At 34.5% G+C, this 25,514-nt stretch carries 23 protein-coding genes; 21 read left to right on the top strand and 2 right to left on the bottom strand.

Annotation, left to right across the window (positions count from 1 at the left end):
• The first annotated feature begins 30 nt into the window (after nt 1–30).
• The 10 genes from CALKRO_RS03035 to fabZ all read left to right on the top strand — a co-directional run bounded on the left by CALKRO_RS03035 (nt 31) and on the right by fabZ (nt 11,447).
• Nucleotides 31–1,794: a cache domain-containing sensor histidine kinase gene (locus tag CALKRO_RS03035; protein WP_013429644.1), complete on the top strand. Its 1,764-nt coding sequence runs from the start codon at nt 31–33 to the stop codon at nt 1,792–1,794.
• Nucleotides 1,795–1,806: 12 nt separating this feature from the next.
• Nucleotides 1,807–3,357 carry a response regulator transcription factor gene (locus CALKRO_RS03040; RefSeq protein WP_237699142.1) on the top strand — a complete coding sequence of 517 codons (1,551 nt, stop codon included), beginning with the start codon at nt 1,807–1,809 and terminating at the stop codon, nt 3,355–3,357.
• 176 nt (nt 3,358–3,533) lie between these two features.
• Nucleotides 3,534–4,448: an ABC transporter permease gene (locus CALKRO_RS03045; RefSeq protein WP_013429646.1), complete on the top strand. Its 915-nt coding sequence runs from the start codon at nt 3,534–3,536 to the stop codon at nt 4,446–4,448.
• A 36-nt stretch (nt 4,449–4,484) separates the two neighbouring features.
• Entirely contained in the window at nt 4,485–5,375 is an 891-nt protein-coding gene (locus CALKRO_RS03050; protein WP_013429647.1) for a carbohydrate ABC transporter permease, read from the top strand.
• Between the two features lie 74 nt (nt 5,376–5,449).
• On the top strand, nt 5,450–7,147 hold the full coding sequence (locus tag CALKRO_RS03055; RefSeq protein WP_013429648.1) for an ABC transporter substrate-binding protein: 1,698 nt from the start codon (nt 5,450–5,452) through the stop codon (nt 7,145–7,147).
• A 125-nt stretch (nt 7,148–7,272) separates the two neighbouring features.
• On the top strand, nt 7,273–7,923 hold the full coding sequence (locus CALKRO_RS03060; RefSeq protein ID WP_013429649.1) for an MgtC/SapB family protein: 651 nt from the start codon (nt 7,273–7,275) through the stop codon (nt 7,921–7,923).
• A 71-nt stretch (nt 7,924–7,994) separates the two neighbouring features.
• Entirely contained in the window at nt 7,995–9,476 is a 1,482-nt protein-coding gene (locus tag CALKRO_RS03065) for an aminotransferase class I/II-fold pyridoxal phosphate-dependent enzyme (protein ID WP_041741537.1), read from the top strand.
• A gap of 15 nt (nt 9,477–9,491) precedes the next feature.
• Nucleotides 9,492–9,929: a Mini-ribonuclease 3 gene (locus CALKRO_RS03070; RefSeq protein WP_013429651.1), complete on the top strand. Its 438-nt coding sequence runs from the start codon at nt 9,492–9,494 to the stop codon at nt 9,927–9,929.
• Between the two features lie 24 nt (nt 9,930–9,953).
• Nucleotides 9,954–10,979, top strand: coding sequence for a DUF1646 family protein (locus CALKRO_RS03075; protein ID WP_013429652.1), 1,026 nt, complete (start codon nt 9,954–9,956; stop codon nt 10,977–10,979).
• A gap of 45 nt (nt 10,980–11,024) precedes the next feature.
• Nucleotides 11,025–11,447 carry a 3-hydroxyacyl-ACP dehydratase FabZ gene (fabZ, locus tag CALKRO_RS03080; protein WP_013429653.1) on the top strand — a complete coding sequence of 141 codons (423 nt, stop codon included), beginning with the start codon at nt 11,025–11,027 and terminating at the stop codon, nt 11,445–11,447.
• A gap of 45 nt (nt 11,448–11,492) precedes the next feature.
• Here fabZ and CALKRO_RS03085 read toward each other — a convergent pair whose 3' ends face one another.
• Nucleotides 11,493–12,530 carry an ATP-binding protein gene (locus tag CALKRO_RS03085; RefSeq protein ID WP_013429654.1) on the bottom strand — a complete coding sequence of 346 codons (1,038 nt, stop codon included), beginning with the start codon at nt 12,528–12,530 and terminating at the stop codon, nt 11,493–11,495.
• Complete coding sequence (locus tag CALKRO_RS03090) at nt 12,517–13,536, bottom strand: DnaD domain-containing protein (RefSeq protein ID WP_013429655.1); 1,020 nt, start codon at nt 13,534–13,536, stop codon at nt 12,517–12,519. Before CALKRO_RS03090 ends, CALKRO_RS03085 begins: the two co-directional genes overlap by 14 nt.
• A 101-nt stretch (nt 13,537–13,637) precedes the next feature.
• On the opposite strand from CALKRO_RS03090, the gene thyX reads away from it, so the two are divergent.
• The 11 genes from thyX to CALKRO_RS03145 all read left to right on the top strand — a co-directional run bounded on the left by thyX (nt 13,638) and on the right by CALKRO_RS03145 (nt 25,286).
• On the top strand, nt 13,638–14,429 hold the full coding sequence (gene thyX, locus CALKRO_RS03095; RefSeq protein WP_013429656.1) for an FAD-dependent thymidylate synthase: 792 nt from the start codon (nt 13,638–13,640) through the stop codon (nt 14,427–14,429).
• Nucleotides 14,416–15,177 carry a 23S rRNA (guanosine(2251)-2'-O)-methyltransferase RlmB gene (rlmB, locus tag CALKRO_RS03100; protein WP_013429657.1) on the top strand — a complete coding sequence of 254 codons (762 nt, stop codon included), beginning with the start codon at nt 14,416–14,418 and terminating at the stop codon, nt 15,175–15,177. Before thyX ends, rlmB begins: the two co-directional genes overlap by 14 nt.
• Complete coding sequence (locus tag CALKRO_RS03105; RefSeq protein WP_013429658.1) at nt 15,161–15,667, top strand: NYN domain-containing protein; 507 nt, start codon at nt 15,161–15,163, stop codon at nt 15,665–15,667. Before rlmB ends, CALKRO_RS03105 begins: the two co-directional genes overlap by 17 nt.
• A gap of 95 nt (nt 15,668–15,762) precedes the next feature.
• Nucleotides 15,763–16,398, top strand: a complete 636-nt coding sequence (locus CALKRO_RS03110; protein ID WP_041727185.1) for an RNA polymerase sporulation sigma factor SigH — start codon at nt 15,763–15,765, stop codon at nt 16,396–16,398.
• Between the two features lie 117 nt (nt 16,399–16,515).
• A complete protein-coding gene (locus tag CALKRO_RS03115; protein ID WP_013429661.1) occupies nt 16,516–17,919 on the top strand; it encodes a phosphoglucomutase/phosphomannomutase family protein in 1,404 nt (467 codons plus the stop codon).
• An 86-nt stretch (nt 17,920–18,005) separates the two neighbouring features.
• On the top strand, nt 18,006–19,100 hold the full coding sequence (locus tag CALKRO_RS03120) for a D-alanine--D-alanine ligase family protein (RefSeq protein WP_013429662.1): 1,095 nt from the start codon (nt 18,006–18,008) through the stop codon (nt 19,098–19,100).
• Nucleotides 19,101–19,107: 7 nt separating this feature from the next.
• The gene (gene murI / locus CALKRO_RS03125) at nt 19,108–19,911 is read left to right on the top strand and encodes a glutamate racemase (RefSeq protein WP_013429663.1); all 804 of its coding nucleotides are present in this window, start codon (nt 19,108–19,110) and stop codon (nt 19,909–19,911) included.
• Between the two features lie 27 nt (nt 19,912–19,938).
• Entirely contained in the window at nt 19,939–20,376 is a 438-nt protein-coding gene (locus tag CALKRO_RS03130) for a DUF1934 domain-containing protein (RefSeq protein ID WP_013429664.1), read from the top strand.
• Nucleotides 20,373–22,058, top strand: coding sequence for an arginine--tRNA ligase (gene argS / locus CALKRO_RS03135; protein ID WP_013429665.1), 1,686 nt, complete (start codon nt 20,373–20,375; stop codon nt 22,056–22,058). Before CALKRO_RS03130 ends, argS begins: the two co-directional genes overlap by 4 nt.
• Before the next feature lie 161 nt (nt 22,059–22,219).
• Nucleotides 22,220–23,635, top strand: coding sequence for a phenylacetate--CoA ligase family protein (locus tag CALKRO_RS03140; protein WP_013429666.1), 1,416 nt, complete (start codon nt 22,220–22,222; stop codon nt 23,633–23,635).
• A 61-nt stretch (nt 23,636–23,696) separates the two neighbouring features.
• Complete coding sequence (locus CALKRO_RS03145) at nt 23,697–25,286, top strand: FMN-binding glutamate synthase family protein (protein WP_013429667.1); 1,590 nt, start codon at nt 23,697–23,699, stop codon at nt 25,284–25,286.
• Nucleotides 25,287–25,514 lie beyond the last annotated feature (228 nt).

A 25,514-nucleotide genomic window follows, 5' to 3' on the forward strand; every position in this document is an offset into this window, starting at 1 on the left:
AAGTATAGTTAACTCCCATGTGGTGAAAAAATGAAAATATGGCTGACAAACCTTAAAATGCGTAAGAAGTTCATATTAGCATTTATCATATCAGCTTTTATTCCCCAAATTGTTTTGGGGATTATTCTTTTTTTAAATCTTCATGCTATGGCACTGGAAAATGCTATAAATAATACAAAAAGAAATGTTCAAGACGTGAAGAAAAACCTTTTAGATGTTTTGCAAAATGCGGTAGATATTTCAAATAAGCTTTATCTTGACAAAAAACTTTTAGATATCCTTTCTACTGAATACAGTGATGTTTCAAAGTTATATGAAGATTATACATCGTATAAAGAGTTTTCGAATTTGCTTTCTATTTATAATAAAAATATTCATCTTATAAAAGTTTACACTTTCAATCCAACATTACTTGACACAGGAGAATTTGTAAAGGTAGATAACTATATCAAGAAACAAAGTTGGTTTATCCACGCTTTAAAAGGGGACGGTAAAATATTATGGGAGCTTGTATTTGACAACAACCCATTCAGACCTCAGTATTATTTTAGTTTAGTGAGGTTACTTAAAAATTCTTATGGCGAAAAAGTCGGAGTGATGGTAATTTACATAAAAAAAGAGAAAATTGATGAGATTCTTTCTCAAAATGAAAATACAATTGTTGTTACAGATAAAGGAACTGTAGTTGCAGCAAAAGATGAAAGTTTGATTGGTAAAACAATAGATATCAAAGCTTTTGAGGATGGCGATAGACTAATAAGAAATGTAAAAATAAACCAGAGAAATCTTATGGCTCTTGTTGGAACTATTGCACCAAATGAGACGGGAGGGAATTATCTAAAGGTCATTTCTTTTTTCTCTAAGAAGGAGATTTTTAAAGTACCAAATAAGGTTTCATTTTTTGCTTTTGTGGTGATTACAGTAAATTTATTAATTTCGTTATTTCTGATGCTTCTTTTTTCAAAGTTCATTACTGATAGACTAACTATATTAAACGAAAAGGTAAATCAAATTTCTCACGGAAAACTTGATACCAGCATAGAGATTTTGGGAAAAGACGAAATTGGACAACTTGCAGAAAATGTCAAAGAAATGGCAAAAAATATCAAAAATCTTATTGAACAGGTTTATTTAGCTGAGATTCAAAAGCAGCAAATGATTACCAAACAGCGAGAGATTCAGTTTGAGATGCTTTGCAGCCAAATAAATCCACACTTTATATTCAATACCCTTGAAGCTATTAGGATGAAATCATTTTGTAACGGGCAAGAGGAAATTTCGCACATTGTATATCTTCTAAGTAACTTATTAAGAAAAAGCATAACAGTAAATTCAGAGTTGATTTCACTAAAAGAGGAAATTGAGTTTGTTCAACAGTTTTTGGAGATTCAAAAATTCAGGTTTGGTGATAGGATAGATTTTGATATTCAGATAGATGAAGACCTTTTCAATCAAAAGATATTGCCTTTTATAATTCAGCCTCTTGTAGAGAATTCAATAAAACATGGGATCGAACCAAAAATTGGGAAAGGTTATATTAGCATTAGAATCTTCAAAAGAGATGAAAAAATTGTTATTAGAGTTGAGGATAATGGAATCGGAATGAAAAAAGAGGAATGTGATAACTTAATAACCTTACTCAAGTCAGACCAAAAAGATGCTCATGTAGGGCTTAGAAATGTATACACAAGATTGAAACTATTTTATGGCAACGAATTTGAGTTTTTAATCAAGAGTGAGTATGGAAGTGGAACAGTGGTTGAAATAACTGTTCCAAGCAAGGGTGGTGAATAGAATTTGTTTAAGGTGGTTCTAATTGATGATGAGCCGATAATAATTGAAGGACTTAAAAAGATATTGGACTGGCATGCGCTTGGGTTTGAAATAGTTGCAGTTGCATATGATGGAGTAGATGGTTTTTCCAAATTGCTTGAACTAAATCCTGATGTTGCTCTTATTGACATACGTATACCTGGAATTGATGGGCTTTTGTTAATCCAGAGATTGAGAGAAAAAAATATTTCAACAAAAATTATTATTCTTTCAGGTTACTCTGAGTTTGAATATGCCCGAAAAGCTGTGGAACTTGGAGTGGAGAGTTATCTTTTAAAACCTATTGACAAACAACTTCTTGAAGAGAAACTTATGGCAATCAGGGAAAAACTGGAGGAAGAATTTAAAATAAACCGGGCATTTTCAACTGCTAAGAAACTCACAAGGGAAAAAGTAGTTGAAAAATTAGTATTGGGTACTTTGAAAGATACAGAGATAGAGTATATGAATAAATTCTTTGAACTTCAACTTCCCTGGAAAAAGTATCAGGTTGCCATAATTCAGCTGCTAAATGAAAATAGGAATTCTTGTGAGATAAATCAAACAGTCTTGCAATTAAAAGAAAAGGTGGATTTGTTTTTGAATAAAAACTCTTGCGGTTTTTCGACAATTATAAACAACAATATCTGCATACTTTTCAAAGACTTTTGGTATCCATTTAATAGTAGAAGCATTAATATTTTAAAGGATATGCTCATGCAATATACGGACGGTCAGGTTATTATTTCAATTGGAAGTAAAGTAGAAGATTATAGAAATATTAAAAAATCATTTGAAGAAGCCAATGAACTTTTAAAAAAAAGATTCTTATTGGGTTACAAAGGTTTAATCTTTATAAAAGAAGCTATTTTTCGATATGATAAAACTGAGAAAGAGTTTGATGATAATGTGAATGCTTATGCATTAGCAGTAGCGATTGAGTTTAACAATTTTGAGAAAATTAATAATATATTAGAAAATAAAGCAGATAACTTGATAAAGAAAAATGCATCTGAGGATGAAGCAAAAAGCAGTTTTTACAATTTCTTTGTTGATGTTTTGTATAAACTTTCTCAGAATCAAGAATACAAACAAATTGTCGAAAAGTATCTTACACAAGAAATCTTTAAAAACTTATTTACCCAGAAGACTTTAACTGAGTTAAAAGGACTTATAAAGTATTATTTTACTTTAATTGCAGAACAAATAAAAAAACTTCATTCAGACAATTTCAAAGTTCAGGTTGAAGAGTTTATAAAAAGAAATTATTTTATTGACTTAAAGCTTGAAACATTGGCAGAAATATTTGGCTACAATTCATCCTATTTTAGTAAACTTTTCAAAAAAACATTTGGTGAGAACTTTTTATCTTATATCGAAAAAGTCAGAATTGAGAAAGCAAAAGAGCTATTAGAAAATGGGGAGAAAGTTTCAAAAGTTGCCAAAAAGGTTGGATATGAAGATATGGACTACTTTTGTTTAAAATTTAAAAAGTATGTTGGATGTTCGCCTAAAGGCTATAAAGAAAGTTTAAAAAGAAAATAAAAGAATTTATTAAATTTATCTATAAGCCCAATTAATGGGCTTTTTATTTTTTTAAAAAACATGGACAAAAGTATAGGGTATAACATGTCAAAATATTAGGGTATAAATTTTATAATTTTGATTTTAAAATTATCATTGAAAATCAAGCTCAAAAAAAAATACCGTGGAGGTTTATAATGAATAAATCAAAATTGACCAAAACATTGTGGAAGCAAAGATATTTAATCTTAATGATATTTCCATTTATTGTTTGGTTAATAATATTTAGATACATACCACTTTGGGGATGGATAATGGCATTTCAAGATTATAGACCCGGTAAGCCAATTTGGCAACAAGAGTGGGTAGGTATAAGATGGTTTGCTGAGATGTTCCAGGATCCTGATTTTTATAGAGCTATGCGAAATACACTGATAATGAGCTTTATGGGATTAGTATTTGGCTTTCCGCTGCCAATAATGTTAGCTTTACTTTTAAATGAAATAAAGAATATAGCTTTTAAAAGAACCATCCAAACAATATCATATCTACCGCATTTTGTTTCATGGGTTGTTGTAGCAAGTTTAGTAAGCGAGATTTTATCACCAAGCGGTGTAATAAATCAAATTTTACAAAAATTTCATCTCACAAAGTACCCGATTATGTTTATGGCAGAACCACGTTATTTCTGGTGGATAGTTACATTTTCTGACATTTGGAAAGAACTTGGTTGGAACACGATAATTTATTTAGCAGCGATAACTTCAATAAATCCTGAACTTTACGAAGCAGCAACTGTTGATGGTGCAGGAAGATTCAGAAAAATGATAAGTATTACACTTCCTGGAATAATGCCAACTGTTATTGTTCTTCTTATTTTGAGCATAGGAAATATAATCAATATAGGTTTTGAAAGACAATTTCTTTTAAGAACAGCAGCAACAAGAGAGGTTGCAGATGTTATTGACCTTTACATTCTTTCGTATGGAATTGGTACAGGCAGATATTCTTTTGGCACAGCAGCTGGGGTATTCAAATCTGTATTAAGCCTTACGCTTTTAGTCTTTGCAAACTGGTTTTCAAAAAAGACAACTGGTTATAGGATGATGTGACAGAGTTTAAAGATTTTTTGAGGAGGAACTATTGAAATGAGCAAGAAGACAGCAAGTGATATAGTATTTGAAGTTTTTAACTACACAATAATGATAATTTTGGCAATTATAACTTTGTACCCATTTTTGCATGTCCTTGCTGTATCATTAAATGACCCTTACGATGCAATAAAAGGTGGGATAACTATCTTTCCCAGAAAATTTACATTAGTAAATTACATAGAGACTTTAAATTATCCTCAAATTCCATGGGCTGTATTTATAACTGTATTAAGAACAGTGGTTGGAACAGCATTAGGAGTACTTTCATCAGCAATGGTTGCCTATGTTATAAATCGAAAGGATTTTATCGCAAGAAAAGCAGTTTCGGTAATGTTTATTATTACTATGTACGTTGGTGGGGGACTTATACCTGAATATATGCTCATGCGTGGTCTTGGACTTATGAACAATTTCCTTGTATACATCCTACCGGGGCTTATAAGTCCGTTTAATGTGGTTGTCATAAAATCTTATATGGAGGGCATTCCTGCCGACGTTGAAGAGTCTGCAATGATAGATGGTGCTAATGATTTTTTGATATTCTGGAAGATAATATTGCCACTTTGTGCACCTGTAATTGCAACTATTAGTTTGTTTATTGCTGTTGGACATTGGAACTCATGGTTTGATACATACCTTTATTGCTCAAGTGAACCAAAGCTTACAACACTACAATATGAACTTCAAAAGATTTTATCAAATGCAGCAGCTTCATCTCAGGTAGATTACTACAGTAACCTTGACCCAAACAGAACAATGAAAGTAACTCCTCATTCTCTCAGAATGGCAATGACTATAATTGTAACTATGCCAATATTGTTCGTTTATCCTTTTATTCAAAGATATTTTATTCATGGGATGACAATTGGTGCTGTAAAGAGCTAAGAAAGATTAATGGCTTTTAGCTGGTAAAAACCAGCTTTTAGCATAAAACAAAAAATAAGGAGGTTAAAAGAACTATGAGGAGCTCAAAAAGGTTACTTTCGATTTTATCAATTGTAGTGGTTATAAGTTTTATATTAGGAATCGGTATTATTGGAAATGCTGGAAGTTCAAAGCTTGTGAAGCCACTCAAACCAACACCCGAAGCAAAAAAGCCAATTACTCTCACTATGTACAGTGCTGAAACAAACCCAAATGACGATGGATTTAAGTCACCAGTTGCACAAAAGATAAAAGAACTTACAGGTGTTACATTAAAGATTGAGTATGCCATAGCTCAAGGTGCTGGTCAACAAAAAATTCAGCTAATGGCTGCAAGTGGTGATTATCCAGACCTTGTGTATGCAAAAGGAGACTTACAACTTCTTAAAAATGCTGGTGGTATTGTACAGTTAGATAGTTTAATAGAAAAGTATGGTCCCAACATTAAAAAAGCATATGGAAAAAATCTCAAGAGGCTTAGATGGAGTCCTCAGGATCCGCATATATACTGTTTGGGGATAACAACAGATAATGATGCAACACTTGATGTAAATGGTGGATTTATGGTTCAGCACAGGGTAGTAATTGAACAAAATTATCCTAAGATTAGGACAATAAAAGATTTTGAAAATGTAATAGTAAATTACTGGAAAAAACATCCTACAACAGACGGACTTCCAACCATTCCTTTGACACTTAGTGCTGACGATTGGCGAACGGTTATTTCTGTTACAAATCCAGCTTTCCAGGCAACAGGTGCACCTGACGATGGAGAGTTTTATGTTGACCCAAAAACTTTGAAAGTGATAAGACATTATAAACGTCCAATTGAAAAAGAATATTTCAAATGGTTAAATCACTTATGGAACGCAGGAATTCTTGATAGAGAGACATTTGTCCAGAAAGACGACCAGTATAAAGCTAAAATAGCATCTGGAAGAGTTCTTGCTTTAATTGACGCAGGTTGGGCAGTGGGTGAACCAATCACTGCTCTCAAAAAAGCAGGCAAATACGAATACACATACGGCTATTATCCTGTTACAGTTAATGAAAAGATAAAACAATGTCCGCCTGATGTAAAAGTTGGATACACAGGTGGCTGGGGTGTTGCTATAACAGTAAAGTGCAAAGATAAGGTGAGAGCAATTAAATTCCTTGACTGGATGTGCACCGAAGATGCTAATATCTTAAGACAATGGGGTATTGAAGGTGTTCATCACACATATATAAATGGTAAGAGAGTATTTACACCAAAATATGACCAGATGAGAAAAACTGATCCTACATTTGCAAAAAAGACTGGGATAGGTCCTTACATTTACCCGTTCCCGAGACTGCCTAATACGTATATTGATTCAACAGGAAATCCAATTGCACCTGACACGAGAAAAGAAGATATAAGAAAGAACTATAGCGATGTTGAGAAGAAAGTATTGTCTGCATATAAAGCAGAGATTTGGAAAGACTTATTCCCAAAATCAAATGAGTATCCAGAAAAAACATGGGGTTATCTCTGGATGATTTCAATTGATGATCCTAATATCAAAACAATTAACGATAAAATTTGGAACTATACACTTTCGACCATTCCAAAAGTTGTAATGGCAAAAGAAAAAGACTTTGATAAGGTATGGAACGAATTTTTGGATGGTTTTGAGAAGCTTGGAAACAGCAAGGTTGAAGAATATTATACAAAGAGAATCAAGCAAAACATTGAATTGTGGACAAAATAGTAAAGTTTACCACAGGAGGCTGCTTTTTCTGAAGTTAAAAAATGAAAAAGCAGCCTCTTTAATTTTTTTACGTTATGTATTATAAAATATAATTATAATCTCACATTCTAAAGAGGGAATTTTTAATGCTGCAGGATATATTAAAAATCATATTCGCAATCTTAGCAGGTGGAATTATTGGTATTGAACGTGAAAATGTCCACAGACCGGCAGGGTTCAGAACACACATTTTAGTCTGTGTTGGTTCAACACTTGTTATGATGACGTCTGAGTATATCTATGATATTTATTACAAAGGGCATGCAAACATAGATGTTGCAAGGCTTGGCGCTCAGGTCATCTCAGGAATTGGCTTTCTTGGTGCAGGTACAATAATAAAAGATGGCGCAACAGTAAAAGGTTTGACAACTGCAGCAACGCTGTGGGCTGTTGCTTGTATTGGGCTTGCAATTGGAATTGGTTATTATAAGGGTGCATTTTTAGCAACAGCAGCAGTGTATCTTACTTTGATTCTATTGAAAAAATTTGAAGTAAGATTTGTATCAAAAGGAATTTTAAGGACAATTACTGTTGAGGGACAAAACTTGAAAAGTTCTATTCAAAAGATAGATTCAATTTTGACTGCACATTCAGTTACAATTAAAGATATTAAATTTATGCATGAAGAGACTGAAAAAGTCTGTTATAAGGCTTTGGTTTTACCGGATACCAGCGTCAATCAGCTTATAACAGACCTATATCTGATTGAAGGTGTGAGCCGCGTAACTTTTGAGTAAAAAATACTTTTAAAAAAATTGTAGTGTGGTATAATTATCAATCAGAAAATTAAAAAGTATAAAGAAAAGAAATGGGGGCAGGGCAGAATAAGGTGACAAAGGAGGACCAGAGCAAAACACCCTTATTTGATGCTGTAAAAAGACATATTGAAAAGAACATAATACCGTTCCACGTTCCAGGGCACAAATATGGAAGAGGTCTTAAAGAGTTTACCGATTTTGTTGGGCAAAACGTCATGCTAATGGACTTAAACGGTATGGAAGACTTAGACAACGCAAATAACCCAATAGGAGTCATCTATGAAGCCGAAAAACTTTTTGCAAGCGCGTTTGGTGCCCAGTATGCATATTTTTTGGTAAACGGTACAACATCGGGTGTTCAAACAATGATAATGTCGGCGTGCGAACCTGGAGATGAGATAATATTGCCTCGAAACGCACACAAAAGTGCATTTGGTGGGATAATTCTAAGCGGGGCTATACCTGTGTATGTGCAACCAGAGGTCAATGAAGAGCTTGGGATTACAATGGGTGTTACAATTGAGAATGTAAAAAAGGCGATCCTGAAACACCCTCATGCCAAAGCAGTTTTTGTTATAAACCCCACATATTATGGAATTGCAAGTGATTTGAAGTCCATAACAAGGACAGCGCACAAGTTTGGAATGGCTGTTTTGGTAGATGAAGCGCATGGTGCACATATGGGATTTCATAACGATTTTCCGCTCACTGCAATGGAAGTTGGAGCAGATATGAGCGCAGTTTCAACACACAAAACAGGTGGGTCGCTAACGCAAAGTTCAGTACTTCTTCTTAGAGGGCATAGGATTCAACCAGAAACTGTAAAGCAAGTACTAAATCTTACTATGACAACAAGTTCATCTTACATTTTGATGTGTTCTATAGACGTTGCGAGAAAACAGCTTGCAATGTATGGTGAAGAGATGTTAGAAGAAACTTTGCGACTTGCCAGAATGGCAAGAGAAGAGATTAACAAGATTGAAGGGCTTTATGCATTTGGTAAAGAGTTGATTGGAACACCGGGAGTTTATGATTTTGACGAGACAAAACTTGGTATAAATGTCAGAAGACTTGGCATAACTGGATATGAAGCTGAGAGAATTTTGAGAGATGAATATAACATCCAAGTTGAGATGTCTGACCTTTACAATATACTGGCTATAATCTCTTTGGGAGATACACAGGAGAGTGTGGAAAAGCTAATTGAAGCTCTTCGCGATATGGCTAAAAAACTTGGTGTCAAGGATGTAAAGACACCAACAATAGTTTTGCACTCACCACAGGTGATTGTGTCGCCAAGAGATGCCTTTTACAGCTCTAAAAAGGTTGTTGATCTTGACAATGCAGTTGGTGAAATTTCGGGTGAGATGGTCATGGCGTATCCGCCTGGAATACCACTTATTTTGCCAGGTGAGAGAATTACAAAGGACCTTGTTGATTATATAAAGCTTTTGAAAGAAGAGGACTGTCAGCTGCAGGGTACAGCCGACCCTTATGTCAATACAATAAGAGTACTTGGAACAGCTGATTAATAAAGAGAGCGCTTTTTGGATATTTTAAAAACATATTTGGAAGAGAGTGAGAACAGGTTGCTCAGTCCTTTAGTATATGCTTATATTGGAGATGCAGTATATGAGTTGTTTGTAAGAAACAAAATAATAGCTGAAAATCCAGATTTGCCCCCTTATCTATACTATCTTAGAACTACCATGTATGTGAAAGCTTCGAGTCAAGCAATGGCTATAAAAAAAATATATGAAGAGCTTGATGAAGATGAAAAAAGAATTGTAAAGAGAGGAAGAAATGCAAAACCAAAAACCATTCCTAAAAATGCTAAATTGAGTGATTATAAATATGCTACAGCCCTTGAAGCTTTAATCGGTTATCTCTATCTAGAAAATAACATTGAGAGATTGAATTATATCCTTTCACAAACGTATAATATAATAACTGAAGAATACAGCAATGCTAAAAATAATTATTGACAGTACAAGAAAGGAGTTTTTCAAATGATTGCAGGATTAATAATTCTGCTATTGGTTATTTTATTTATACCTTTTTTAGTAAAAGCAGTTGAACACAATTTAGAATATTTCTTATTTGTAATGGGTATTATTGGTGTTATTATTTCTAAACAGATGAATTTAAAGTTATTTGAGCACATACTTCAAAATAAATTACTCTACTATATAACTTTTGCAGTTTTAATAGCAGGAATGTTGTTTTTCTTCTTTAGAAATAAAATTAACAGATTAATAGAGGTGCTGACTAATAAAATTTCAATTCAAATATTTACTTTTATTATAATTGTTATCTTGGGTTTAAGTTCAAGTTTTATTACTGCGATAATTGCTTCATTATTATTAACCGAAATTATGCATCATACACCGCTTGACAGAAATACAAAATTAAAAGTTATTGTATTAGCATGTTTTGCAATAGGATTTGGAGCAGCATTAACGCCAGTGGGTGAACCATTGGCGACTATTACTATTTCAAAGCTCAAAGCTGATTTTTTCTATTTAGCAAGGGCAATTGGATTTGAAATTATTATCACAATATTACTTATGGCATTTTTGGCAGCCTTAATTGTTAAAAAGGCAAATAAAGTAGATAAAGATGAATATATAGAAAATACAGAAGATATTAAAGATGTTTTTTTGAGGGCATTTAAGGTTTTTGTATTTGTGTTTGCACTTGAGCTTTTAGGAACAGCTTTCAAACCATTGATAGATTTGTACATTATAAAGTTGGATGCAAAAATTCTTTACTGGGTAAATATGATTTCTGCTATAGTGGACAACGCAACCTTGGCAGCAGCTGAAGTTTCTAAAGAAATGACGAATGAACAGGTGAGGGCGATTATTCTTGGAATGATTATAAGCGGAGGAATGTTAATACCTGGTAATATCCCAAACATAATATCAGCAGGGAAATTTAAAATAAAAAGCAAAGAGTGGGCGAAAATTGGAGTTCCAATGGGTTTGATTTTAATGGTCATTTATTTTATTATGGTGTTTATAGTTAAGGTGTAAGAATTTGAGTTTTTAGGATTTAAGATTAGAAAGGAAGATTTAGTTATGTATAACATTGATAAAATACTGGAAATTATTCCTCATAGATACCCTTTTTTGCTTGTGGACAGAATCATAGAAGTTGAAGAAGGAAAGAGAGCAAAGGGAATTAAAAACGTTACAATTAACGAACCGTTTTTTCAAGGACATTTTCCTTCAAATCCTGTGATGCCGGGTGTGTTGATTGTTGAGGCAATGGCCCAGGTTGGAGCTGTTGCAATGCTTTTAAAAGAAGAGTTTAAAGGGAAAACTCCGTTTTTTGCAGGTATTGACAAGGTTAGATTCAAAAAAGTTGTAAAGCCCGGTGATGTTCTTGTGATTGAGACAGAGCTAATATCTCTCAAAGGTTCGATTGGCAAGGCAAAAGCAGTAGCAATGGTTGACGGCGAGGTTGTATGTGAGGGTGAGCTGCTTTTTGCCATAAAATAAAAAGGTAACCAGCATGATTTAAGGCTGGTTACCTTTATCTTTTTATTATGTTTCAGAAGTTTTCTTTTCAAGATGAAGTTTTGCTTTTATTACCCTCACATCTTCTCCGAACAGATGCAAAAACATAAAATATTCCTGAAGCCTACCCATTATGAACTGAGAATAAACTGTAACAAGTCCGTCAAGGCTATAGTTTGTGGTTATGATCATTTTTTTGCCTGACAAAAATCTTTTGTCCAGCAAACTTTGAAAGACGCCATGACAAAATTCAGCGTTTTTCCCTTCATTTCCAAGGTCATCAATAATCAAAAGGTCTACCTCTTCAAGGCTTTTGTATTCTTCGTCACTTACCTCTTCATAGAGACGAAGCATTTTTGAATATTTATCTTTTAATATCTCAAAGAAAGAAATACTATCTAAAAATATTACTGTTTTACCTTTGTCAATTACCTCTTTTGCAATACAGTGAGCGAGAAAAGTCTTACCAAGGCCTGTTGGACCATAAAACAACAGATTCTTCTGGTTTGGTTTATCAAAATTTTCTACAAACTCCTTCACCTTTTCAATTATCTTGACCATATTCTTGTAAGGTGACAATCCTTCTTTCAAATCAACTTCTTTTGAGTAATAGTCCAAGTTAAATTTGCTAAAGTTATGGTCTTTTAAGATTTCCTTTAGCTTACTTTGTTCATACAGAAGTTCAATGAAAAGCTGAGTTCTGCATTTGCAAACTTCAACTCTGTCTTCTAAAACTACAAAACCTGTGTCCTGACAAGTTTTACATAAATAGTCTGGCTCTAAATAGTCGCTCGGGTATCCCATCTCAATTAAAAGTTTTGTCCTTTTTGAAATAAGCGTATCTAAAATTTTGGAGTATTTAGCTATTTGCTCTTTATTTTGCATAAGCGACGCTTTTGACAGCTTCAAGCCAGCTAATTTTATCTTGTCACATATATCGGCAAACTCTTTTGATTTTGTATAAAGTTCGCTCATTTTTCTTTCTTTTGAAAGCTCAGCATTGTAGCGTCTTTGCTTGTATATTCTATCTATTGTCTCCAATATCTCTTTTTTATTGGTCATCATCTGCATTACCTCTCAAAGCTTTTTTGTAAAGTTCTTCTAACGCAGTGTATGTAGATGGATCTCTTTCTTCACGTAGGCTTTTCTTATTTGAGGACTGTTTTTTGCTCTTTTCTTTCTTTTGAGCATTTTCAAGTTCAAACTTTTTGATTGATTCTAAATCTTTCAGACCTGCCTCATACCACCTTTTTATTATACCATTTACATAGCTTACTGTAGGATTGTTTACATTTTTCACAAGACTCAAAGCATACATAATAACATCTTCTGGCACTTTCCAGTCGTTTATCCATACATTCATAATTTCATCTTCCACCTTGGTCGGAGCTCTGTTGTATATTCCAAGGTACTGAAGAACAAGCCTTTTTATTCTGCTTGTATCTTCTTGTGACCTTATATATTCTTCAGCCTTTTCAATGCTATCAATGTTAAGTTCTTTCCATTTGATTGCCATTTGCTCAAGAAATTTCAGATTTTTGTTGTTCTTATTTATTGTAACATAGTTTATTAAAAGGTATATGACCTCAATAGGCAGTTTTAGCCAGTCATAAATTTCAAGCAAAACATCAATATCACTTTTGTTAAATGTCCTGCAGTACTGTTTTTGAGCAAATTCAAGGAGATTTCTAAACTTTTCGTCTGTCTCAAAAAATCTGGACAAATCCTCTGTTGTGTAAACTGGAGGTGAAATAGAGTTTTCGACCTTTTCATGTGCAAACATATCATCCAAAAAGTCAATAGAGAGATTTCCGTCAACGTCTTTAGAAAGCCTAATTAAGTTTCTCTGTGCCCAAAATTCAAGTGCTTTTACAACATCACTCTCAAGAAGATTTAGTTCCTTTGCAATCCTATCTATTTCAACTGCTTCAATTTTGTTCTGAAAAAGATATTTAAGGTATATGTATACTTTCACAAATTCACCGTCTGAAAAAGGCATGTGATTTTTAATAAAATCAAAGCCTATTAAAACAAAGTTTTGCTGTTTAGGCATAATAAATAGCATTCCCATATATAAAATTGCCCCCTTTTTGTGATACAATAATTTTATCACAAAACTTTATTTATTTTTATACCAGCAAAATGCAATTATTGTATATGGAGGAATTGGTTATGAAGTTTAAGGTTGTTCTTTTGTCCCACACACCGGAGCCTGAAAAGGTTGTTGCAACTGCTGCAAAACTTTGTTATTCTAATACAACCATTGAAAACATCTTCGAAAGATTAGATGATGAAACAGTTAAAAACTTTCTGAATTTTTTGGTAGAGGTGGGGCATCAGTCACCTTTAGAACATGTAAGCTTTACATTTGGGATAGAAGGAGTTTCAAGGAGCTTTACACACCAGCTTGTCCGTCACAGGATTGCTTCATATTCACAGCAGTCTCAGCGGTATGTCAAGATGGATGGATTTGATTATGTTATTCCGCCAAGCATAGAAGAAGATGAAGAGCTTAAAAATATTTTTATAGATACTATGAATCAGATTGCCCAGGCTTATGCTGTTTTGTCCGAAAAACTCAAAAGAAAGCACACTGAAAAATTTAAGATATATGGGATTTCAGAGAAAGAGGCTTTAAAGAAAGCAGAGAAAATGGCAATTGAGGACGCAAGATATGTTCTTCCGAATGCCTGTGAAACAAAGATTATCATGACAATGAACGCAAGAGAGCTTTTACATTTTTTTAGTGAAAGGTGCTGCAACAGAGCTCAGTGGGAGATAAGGGCAGTTGCTGACAAGATTTTAGAGCTTGTCAAAAACGTTGCGCCAAACATATTCAAATTTGCAGGACCTAAATGCATAAAACTTGGCTATTGCCCGGAGGGGAAGTTCTCTTGTGGAGAGTTTGAAAAAGTGAGAGAAAAATATCTTGGGAAAATGAGGGAGGAACATGAGAACTATTGAAGGCAAAAATCCTGTGAAAGAGGCGCTCAAAAGCGGTGCTAAAATAACAGAGGTGTATATTTCAACTTCAGCAAAAGATAAAGAAACTGCTAAGATTATAGACCTTTGCAGACAAAGTGGGGTTGTGGTAAAATTTGTTGATAAAAGCAAAATAGATAAAATGGCGCAGACAAAAAATCCACAAGGCGTCATTGCCATTGCACACGAGTTTGAATATTGCGACATAGATGACATCTTATTTGAAGCAAAGAAGAGTGGTGAGGAGCCTTTTTTAGTTTTACTTGATGGTATAACCGACCCACAGAACTTTGGGTCTATCATAAGGTCTGCGCATTTGTGTGGTGTACATGGAATTGTAATTGAAACAAGAAATTCATGTCCTGTAACACCAGCTGTTGAAAAGGCTTCTGCAGGTGCTGTTGAGTATATGAAGATTGCACGGGTTGTTAACCTAAGAAGGACTATTGAAGAGCTGAAAGAGAAGGGTATATGGGTGTTTGCCGCAGATGCAAATGGTTCAAAACCTGTTTATGAGTGTGATTTTACTATTCCAACATGTGTTGTGATAGGTTCTGAAGGAAAGGGCATTTCCAGACTTGTAAAAGAAGGTGCTGACTTTTTGATAAAAATCCCACAAAAAGGATATGTCAATTCGTTTAATGCGTCTGTTGCGGCCGGTATCATATTTTTTGAGGTTTTGAAACAAAGACTTAAAGAAGGAGAAATCAAAGGTGCACTTGATGGTTGATGGATACAACTTTATAAACGCATGGGATTACTTAAGGAAAATTGCTGAAGATGATTTGGACAGCGCACGAAAAAAGTTAATCGACATTTTGGCAGATTTTTCTGGTTACAAAGGGTATAAAATTACAATTGTGTTTGATTCGCACTTGGTTAAAGGGGCTATGCGTAAAAAAGAAACCTTTAGCAATGTGGAAATAGTATTTACAAAAGAGGGAGAAACAGCTGACAACTACATAGAACAGTATGTTTACAAGAATAGCAAAAACGAAAAGATTGGGGTTGTAACCTCAGACTATTTAGAACAGCTCATAATCCTTGGAGATGGTGCTTTGAGAATACCTCCAAGAGAACTTATATACGAGATTGAACATTACAGAAAAGAAATTGAGAAAAAGGAAAAAGAGAAGATGCATAAAAGTAGCAAGTTAGAAGATACTTTAGAGGACGATATTATTCGCAAACTTGAGAAATTCAAAAAAAACCTGAAATGAGCTTGAAAGAAGCTTTAGCAATAATATATAATTATTGTGATAGGTTTTTCTTTGAATTCTTAACAAGGCTTAAAAACTTAAGGAGGCATATTGCCTTGACATTACAAAAATGGCTTTTGAATTTTAAAGAATGTTCAGATGAAGAATTGGTTAAATATTCAAGAGAAGGAGTGAAAGAAGCTCTTGAGGAGCTTCTTTCAAGGTATCAAAACTTTGTGAAGGCAAAGTGCAGAATGTACTTTTTGATTGGAGCTGATAAGGAGGATATTTATCAAGAGGGCATGATAGGTCTATTTAAAGCTGTGCGTGATTTTGATGAAACAAAATATCCTTCATTTAGATTGTTTGCAGAGATGTGCATAACACGTCAGATGATAACTGCAATCAAAACTGCCAGCAGGCAAAAACATATTCCTCTTAACACCTACATATCACTTAACAAGCCCGTGTACGAAGAAAATGACGAAAGGACGCTTATTGATACGTTAGCGGACGCGTTCATTTCTGACCCGGAAGAGGTTATGATTACAAAGGAGGAACTTGAAAACGCTATAAATGTTATTACTGAATGTCTTTCTCCTTTTGAGTTCAAGGTTTTAAGCCTTTACCTTGAAGGAAGGAGTTATCAAGAGATTGCTGATATGATTCACAAAGATGTAAAGTCAATTGACAATGCTCTTCAGCGTGTTAAGAAGAAGATTGAAAAGTATTTGGCTCCAGCTGATAAATGAACAACTTAGGATGGCCGGCAGTTTATTTTTTGCCCGGTCATCTTTTTTTGTTTATTGTAAAAATTTCAAACTATATTATAATATATTTGTCTAATTTTTTTGAAGGAGGGCAAAAGAATGAAAAAAATCTCATTTGGGACAGATGGTTGGAGAGGAATTATAGCAGATGATTTTACTTTTGAGAATGTAAGAATTGTGGCTCAGGCGATATCTGAATATGTTTTAGAAACCTACGAAAACCCGACAATAATAATTGGATATGACTATAGATTTCACTCAGAAAATTTTGCAAAGGTATGTGCCGAGGTTCTAAGTAGCAATGCAATACATGTTCTTCTTTCAAAACAGCCAATTCCAACACCGGCATTAGCACATGCTGTTGTAAAAAAAGGTGTAAGCGGAGCGATAATGATAACAGCAAGTCACAACCCATATTGCTACAACGGAATAAAGTTTATTCCACACTATGGAGGTCCTGCCAACACACAGATTACAGATAAGATAGTAAAAAATGTGGAAAGAATACAGAAAGAAGGACTTGGTAGTTTAAATCCTGATGAGAAGCTTATTGAGTACTTTGACCACAAGGAAGAGTATATAAATGATGTTTTGAACTTGATAGACAAAAAGGCATTTGAAGGGAAAACTTTAAAAATTCTTGTAAATCCTATGCATGGCTGTGGAATAGGATATATTGATGAAGCGCTCAAGAGACTTGGATGTGAGGTAAAGATAATTAATAACTGGCGCGACCCACTTTTTGGCGGTCATTTGCCAGAACCAAATTTGGAAAACATGAAAGACCTTTTAGAGGTGATAAAGAGCGAAAAATTTGACTTAGGTCTTGCAACAGATGGGGATGCAGACAGGTTTGGCGTTGTAAATCCAGATGGAGAGTACATTTCAGCAAATGAGGTAATCTTTATGCTTGCAGACTATTTGATAAAAACCCGCGGGAAAGCATCGTCAATTGCAAGGACAGTTGCAACAACTTCTATGCTCGACAAAATTGCAGAGAAGCACAATATGCGTTGCATTGAAACACCTGTTGGGTTTAAATATATTGCAGAGTGTTTGATGAAAGAAGATAGCCTAATCGGTGGAGAGGAATCTGGAGGGCTTTCCATAAAAGGGCATGTGCCTGAAAAGGATGGGATTTTGGCTGACCTTTTGGTTGCAGAGGCAGTTGCAAAGTTTCAAAAATCTCCAAAAGAAATTTTAAGGAGCATTGAATCTGAGTATGGGAAGCTTTATAATAAAAGAATTGATGTGAGAACAACTTCTCAGAAGAAAGAAGAGGCTTTGGAAAGAATAAAAAATTTCGGCAAAAGTGAAGTTGCAGGGCTCAAATGTATTGAATACAGAACAAGAGATGGATTGAAGGTTATACTTGAAGATATGTCGTGGTTTTTGGTAAGACCTTCTGGGACAGAAGACCTTATAAGAATTTATGGTGAAAGCCCAGATGAGCAGAGATTAGAAGAAATTTTGTTTGATGTGAAAGGTTATCTTGGACTGTAGGAAATGCAACTTGAAATGTAATAAAATTGTCTGCTTGATGAATATATAAATTTACAAAAAGCATATTTTTGGAGGTAATTCTGATAATGACTAAGTTAAAAGTTGCTGTTTTGTTTGGAGGAGTTTCAACAGAACACGAAATATCCATAGTTTCGGCAAAATCAATTATGCAAAATATGGACAAGGAAAAATACGAAATAATTCCAATAGGTATAACAAAGGAAGGAAAATGGCTCTTGTACACAGGCAAAATTGAAGATTTGGATAGCAAGTGGACTCAGTTTTCTATAGAATGTTTTATCTCTCCTGATAGAACCAAAAAGGCACTTGTAAAAATAAAAGATAACGAGGCTACTTTCATCGACATTGATGTGGTATTTCCGGTTTTGCATGGACTGAATGGTGAGGACGGAACAGTTCAAGGACTTTTAGAGCTCTCTGGCATACCATATGTAGGGTGCGGTGTTCTTTCGTCAGCTATATGCATGGACAAAGCATTTGCTAAAAAGCTTGCGCTTTTAGAAGGAATACCACAGGGTCATTTTTTGGTTGTATACAAAAACGAATATTCAGCTAAAAAGGATTATTTCATAAGAAGAATAGAGAGTGAGTTTTCGTATCCTGTTTTTGTAAAGCCTGCAAACTCAGGTTCGTCTGTGGGTATATCAAAAGCGAAAGATAGAGAAGACCTTGTTTTGGCAATACATGAGGCTTTTTTGTACGATACAAAGATTTTGATTGAACAGGCTATAAACGCTCGGGAGATAGAATGTGCAGTTTTAGGAAATGATGAGGTATTTGTGTCTGAGCCGGGAGAAATAATTCCATCAAGAGAGTTTTATTCGTATGAGGCAAAGTATATTGATAATTCATCAGAGCTTATTATTCCTGCAAGACTTCCAAAGGAAGTTACTGAAGAGATAAAAGATTTGGCAGCAAGGATTTACAAAATTTTTGAGTGCTGCGGAATGGCAAGAGTGGACTTTTTTGTTGATAAAGATACGAACAAAGTGTATTTCAACGAGATAAACACAATACCTGGCTTTACAAGTATTTCGATGTATCCAAAGCTTATGGAGTTTAGTAGTATTCCATATTCTCAGCTCATTGATAAACTAATTTCTCTTGCCATTGAGAAAAATAGACAGAAAAAAAGCATAAAATACAGTAAAGAGGGCTGAAATAGCTATGGATTTACGACCAATTGGTATATTTGATTCTGGTTTAGGTGGTCTTACTGTTTTCAAAGAGATTGTAAGTCTTATGCCAAATGAGAGTATTGTGTATTTTGGCGATACGGCAAGAATTCCCTATGGTTCTAAGTCTAAAGAGACAGTTACAAAGTTTGCAATGCAAAACACAAGGTTTTTGCTATCAAAAAATGTCAAAATTGTTGTTGTGGCATGTAACACTGCATCTGCATATGCATATGAAGCTTTGAAAGCAAAATTTGACGTTCCCATTGTTGCAGTAATTGAACCTGGAGCTGAGGCAGCGGTAAAAGCTACTAAAAATAAAAGAATAGGAGTGATTGGAACAGAAGGAACAATATCAAGCGGTGCTTTCGAAAAAAAGATATTAGAGCTTGATAATAGCATAAAGGTTTTTTCAAAGCCGTGTCCTCTTTTTGTTCCGCTTGTAGAAGAAGGATGGACAGATAAAGAGGTAACTTATCTTATTGCGAAAGAGTATTTAGAAGAGTTTAATGAAAAAGCAATAGATACTCTTGTTCTGGGATGTACACACTACCCTTTTTTACAGGATGTTATAAGAAAGGTATTGCCTAACGTTATGCTAATAAATCCTGCACTTGAGACAGCCAAGCAAGTGTTTGAACTATTAAAAATGAATGATATGTTAAACAATTCCAGCGAAGAACCAACATATTATTTTTATGCAAGTGACAATCTAAAAAAATTTGAGTCTGTAGCTTCAATATTTTTGAATGAAAAAATAAAATGTGAAGAGAAAATAGACATAGAGAGATACTAAAAATAGCCATTTTTGGGGTGTGGAAGTATGAAAAAAGACGTCCTGATTTACGTAAAAGGAACGCAGGAATACCCCGTAAACAGCTTTGAAAATAGCATAGAGTTTTTCACAGAAGGAAAGTTTTATAAAAAAGGTGAAAGTTATTTTGTGACATATAAGGAAAGTGAACTGACCGGGCTTGAAGGTACCACAACAACTTTTAAGATTCAACCCGACCTTATAACTTTAATCCGCTGGGGTGATGTTACATCAACCTTTATATTTGAACCTGGCAAAAGACACATCTCCACATATATAACCGACCAGGGAGTTATAATGATTGGGATTTATACAAAGAAGATGAAAGTTGATTTGGATGATAGTGGTGGAGAAGTTTTGGTAGAGTATGCTATAGATTTAGATTCGCATATGATGTCTGAAAATGACTTTTTACTTAAAATCAAAGAGGCAGGTGTAAAAAATTGAATTTAGTAAAACTTGCAAAACAGCAAATTCAAGATGTAGTTCAAAATGCCATAAAAAACTGTATTGACAAAGGAGTATTTGAGCTTGACAGCATTCCAGGTATAATGATTGAAAAGCCGAAGGAGAAATCTCACGGCGATTTTGCAACAAACATAGCAATGGAGCTTACAAGAAAACTTAAGAAAAATCCAAGAGAGATTGCAAATGGCATTGTTAGCGCAATTGATTTATCAAATACTTTCATTGAAAAGGTTGAAGTTGCAGGTCCAGGATTTATAAATTTCTTTTTCAGGAAAGATTGGCTTTACAAAGTTGTGGATGTGATTTTGACTGAAGGTGACGACTATGGAAAAGTAAATATTGGAAATGGCAAAAAAGTGATGGTTGAGTTTGTCTCGGCAAATCCGACTGGTCCCATGCACATGGGGAATGCCCGCGGAGGTGCGCTGGGGGACTGCCTTGCAAACCTTTTAAAATGGGCAGGATACAATGTCACAAAGGAGTTTTATGTCAATGATGCTGGAAACCAGATAGAAAAGTTTGGACAGAGCCTTGAGATTAGATACAGACAGCTGAAGGGTGAAAATATAGATCTTCCTGAAGATTGCTATCATGGTGAGGATATAATCGAAAGGGTAAAAGAATATTTAGATGAGCACGGGGATGATTTGGAGAATTTGTCTTCGGATGAGAGAAGAAAAAAGCTTGTTGACTTTGCCCTAAAGAGAAATATTTTGCTTATGAAAGAGCACTTGAGAAAATATGGCATAGAATATGATGTATGGTTTCATGAAAGTAGCCTTTATGAGAGTGGAGAAGTTTTTGAGACAATTGAGGATTTAAAATCAAGAGGATACACGTACGAAAAAGATGGGGCACTGTGGTTTGCAGCATCAAAGATAGATGAGAGCTTGAAAGATGAGGTTTTGATAAGAGCAAATGGGATTCCAACCTATTTTGCAGCTGATATTGCTTATCACAGAAACAAGTTTGAAAAAAGAGGCTTTGATATTGTAATAGATATTTGGGGTGCTGACCATCACGGGCATGTTGCAAGAATGAAAGCTGCAATGAAAGCGCTTGGGATTGACCCAGAAAAGCTTATAGTTATCCTTATGCAACTTGTAAGGCTGGTAAGAGGCAAGGAAGTTGTCAGAATGTCAAAGAGAACTGGCAAGGCAATAACCCTTATTGACCTAATTGACGAAATAGGCAAAGACGCTGCAAGGTTTATGTTCAATACAAAATCAGCAGATACTCACATTGAGATAGATTTAGACCTTGTGACCCAGCAGACACTTGACAACCCTGTATTTTATGTCCAGTATGCTCATGCAAGAACATGCGGAATCATTAGAGCTCTGTCAGAAGAGGGAATAGTGTTAGATAAAAGTAGAATAAAAGTAGAGCTTTTGCAGCAAGAAGAAGAACTTGAACTTTTGAGAAAGCTTTTAGAACTTCCTGAAGAAATTGAGATAGCAGCAAGGAACTTAGACGTTAGCAGAGTGACAAAGTATCTTTTAGACTTAGCATCTATGTTTCACGCCTTTTATAACGCGTGCAGAGTTAAAAATGAAAATGAAGAACTGATGTTTACAAGGCTTTCTCTTGTTGAGTGTGTAAGAATTGTCATAAATAATATGCTAAGACTGCTTGGAGTTGAGGCTCCAGAGAAGATGTAATTGCTTTCGATGTCTCTTGTCCATTTTTTATAAAATGGCAAGAGACATATTTATTTATCTTTAATAAAAATCAAATTAGAATTGTTTAATCTATTGTTTGTTTTTTAAAGTATATGGTATAATTTGAATATGAAATAAAAAACCCAGTCAGGAGTTTGGATATGGATGTTATTGGCTATTTGATAAGAAATGTTTTCTTTTCTCTGATGGAAACTTTTAAAGGGAACACGATAAGAAAGAAACTAAAAATTTTAGCTCAAAATAGTAGAGCTTCTCAAGAAAAAATTAAAGATATTCAGAGAGAAGAACTAAAAAAATTGTTGTTGTATTGTATTGAACATGTCCCAGCATATAAAAAGTACGACTATCTCAAAAAAGATATAGAATCTTGTCCAGAAAAGGCTTTAAAAGAATTTCCCATCTTGGAGAAAAAAGAGTTTTCAGAAAACAGAGATTTTTTCTTGTCAGAAAAAGCAGATCTTTCAAAGTGCATCTTAAATAGAACAGGCGGGTCTACAGGAGAGCCTGTGAAGTTTTATATGGATAGAGAAACTGTTGAGTGGTATGAAGCAGCAAGGTATTTGGGGCTTTCGTGGTGGGGAATAAATATTGGTGACAGGTGTCTGATGCTTTGGGCATCAAGAAATGACATTGGTAGTGTTAGGAATTTAAAAAGTAGGATTAAAGAACGAATTCTAAAAAATAGACTTATTATTTCTTCATGGGATATAAACGAAAAGACTGTCAATGAGATTGCAAAAAGAATCAAGAAATTCAAACCTTTGTATATATACGCATATCCTTCTGCAGTATATAAGCTTGCATACCTTTTAAAAGAAAATGGTATAGATTTGAATTTGAAACTCAAAGGGGTTGTAACTACAGCTGAAAATTTATATGAATATCAAAGAGATTTAATTCAAGAGGTATTTAAATGCCCTGTAATAAACGAATATGGGGCAAGGGATGGCGGAATAATAGCGTATGAGTGTCCAAAAGGTAAGATGCATTTGATGACCTTGACAGGATTTTATGAGTTTGTAGATATCGAAGGATTAGAGAATGAAAAGAGGAAATCAATCTTGGTAACAGATCTTCACAATTATGTAATGCCAAGGCTAAGATATAGACTTGGCGATGTAGTGACACTTGATGATGAAGACTGCACCTGCGGAGTAGGATTTCCAACTATTAAGGAGATAGATGGTAGGATTGATGAGATATTTGTCACAAAGAATGGAGAGGTTTATGACAGTCACTTTTTCAATATATTAGCAAGAGAGATGGAAGGTGTGCTGCAGTATCAACTTGTTCAGCATAATTTAGATAATATGACGCTGAAGATTGTAAAAGGTAATGGATTTAATGAGAGAGAGGTTGAGAAGTTTATAAAAAATATTAAAAGCAAGTTTGGAGATATTTCGATAAAAGTTGATTATGTAAATGAAATTGAATGTGGACCTTCTGGAAAGGTTAGATATATAGTGAGAGAATACAAAATTCCAGCAATGAAGGTTTTGCTTTCATTATTAAAAATAGTAGTTTCTGTAATTACTATATTTACTTTTGATTTGTAATTGAGCCACCAAATTTTAATTTTCAATAAAAAATTTTGTAGAAAGGGAGGACGGTTATAAAATGAATTTAAGAAGACCAAATGCAAATGAAGCAACAGGTACGTTTAACCGCTCAAAAGATGTTGTGCCAATGTCAGGAATTTGTACAAGATGCGTGGATGGGTGTCAGGGAAACTGTGAAATCTTTTTGGCCTCTTTTAGAGGAAGAGAGGTTTTATACCCGGGACCTTTTGGAGAAGTGACTGCTGGTGCTGACAAAAATTATCCTGTTGATTATTCACATCTGAACATTCAGGGTTATGCTGTTGGAGCAAAAGGGCTTCCTGAAGGAGTTGAACCAAATCCAGATACAGCTATTTTCCCTAATGTTGATACGACAACTGAATATGGTTGGGAAAAGAAAGTTAAAATGAAGGTTCCTATATTCACTGGAGCTCTTGGTTCTACAGAAATTGCGCGCAAGAATTGGGAACATTTTGCTGTAGGTGCTGCAATTTCAGGTATCACACTTGTTTGCGGAGAAAATGTTTGTGGAGTTGACCCTGAACTTGAACTCACATCAGATGGAAAAGTTAAAAAGTCCCCTGAAATGGATAGAAGGATAAATACTTATAAAAGATTTCATGAGGGCTGGGGCGAAATATTAGTTCAAATGAACGTTGAAGATACTCGCCTTGGTGTTGCAGAATATGTTATTGAAAAACACGGGCTTGATACAATTGAGCTCAAGTGGGGTCAGGGTGCAAAGTGTATAGGCGGTGAGATAAAGGTAAAGAGCTTAGAAAGAGCTTTAGAACTCAAAAAGAGAGGATATGTTGTTTTGCCCGACCCAACTCAAAAAGATGTTCAGGAAGCATTTAAAAGAGGTGCTATAAGAGAATTTGAAAGACATTCCAGACTTGGATTTGTTGAAAAAGAAAGCTTTTTGAAAGAGATTGAACGGCTCAGAAGACTTGGATTTAAGAGAATAACACTCAAAACAGGAGCATATTCAGCTGTTGAACTTGCAATGGCACTAAGGTTTGGTGCTGAGGCAAAACTTGATTTAATAACAATTGATGGTGCACCAGGTGGCACAGGCATGAGCCCGTGGCCAATGATGAATGAATGGGGTATCCCAACATTCTATTTGGAAGCTCTGGCATATCAGTTTGCTGAAAAGCTTACAAAGAAAGGTTTTAGAGTTCCAGACCTTGCAATCGCAGGTGGTTTTTCAACAGAAGATGGTGTGTTCAAAGCAATTGCAATGGGTGCACCATATGTAAAAGCTGTTTGTATGGGAAGAGCCTTAATGATACCAGGTATGGTGGGCAAGAATATTGAAAAGTGGTTAAAAGAAGGTAATCTACCAAAAACAGTATCCAAGTATGGTTCAACACCAGAAGAAATATTTATAACATATGAAGAGCTGCGTGAAAAGTATGGTGATGAGATAAAGAATATACCTCTTGGTGCAATTGGTATCTATACATTTGTTCAAAAGTTCAAAACAGGTTTGCAGCAACTTATGGCAGGGTCAAGAAACTTCAGAATCTCTACAATTTCAAGAAAAGACCTCATCGCTCTTACCGAAGATGCTGCTAAAATATCAGGCATTCCGTATGTGATGGATGCATACAGGGAAGAGGCAGAAAGGATACTTGAAGAATAAGGCTTTTTTACCCATTGTTAGGATGACACAGGATGAAAGGCTGCGGGAATAAAGATAATCCTGCAGCCTTTTATTACATTTAATACCAGTAGACACAACAGTAAAAAGTATTTATTTAATTTATAGCCTAAAGTGAAACAAAATAGTCATGTTTAACAAAACGAAAAATAAATATATAAAAATATTTATTGAGATTGACTTAAATTGTATCTTGAATTAATATATAAA

Origin of the sequence: Caldicellulosiruptor kronotskyensis 2002 (assembly GCF_000166775.1) — a bacterium.
Lineage (GTDB): Bacteria > Bacillota > Thermoanaerobacteria > Caldicellulosiruptorales > Caldicellulosiruptoraceae > Caldicellulosiruptor > Caldicellulosiruptor kronotskyensis.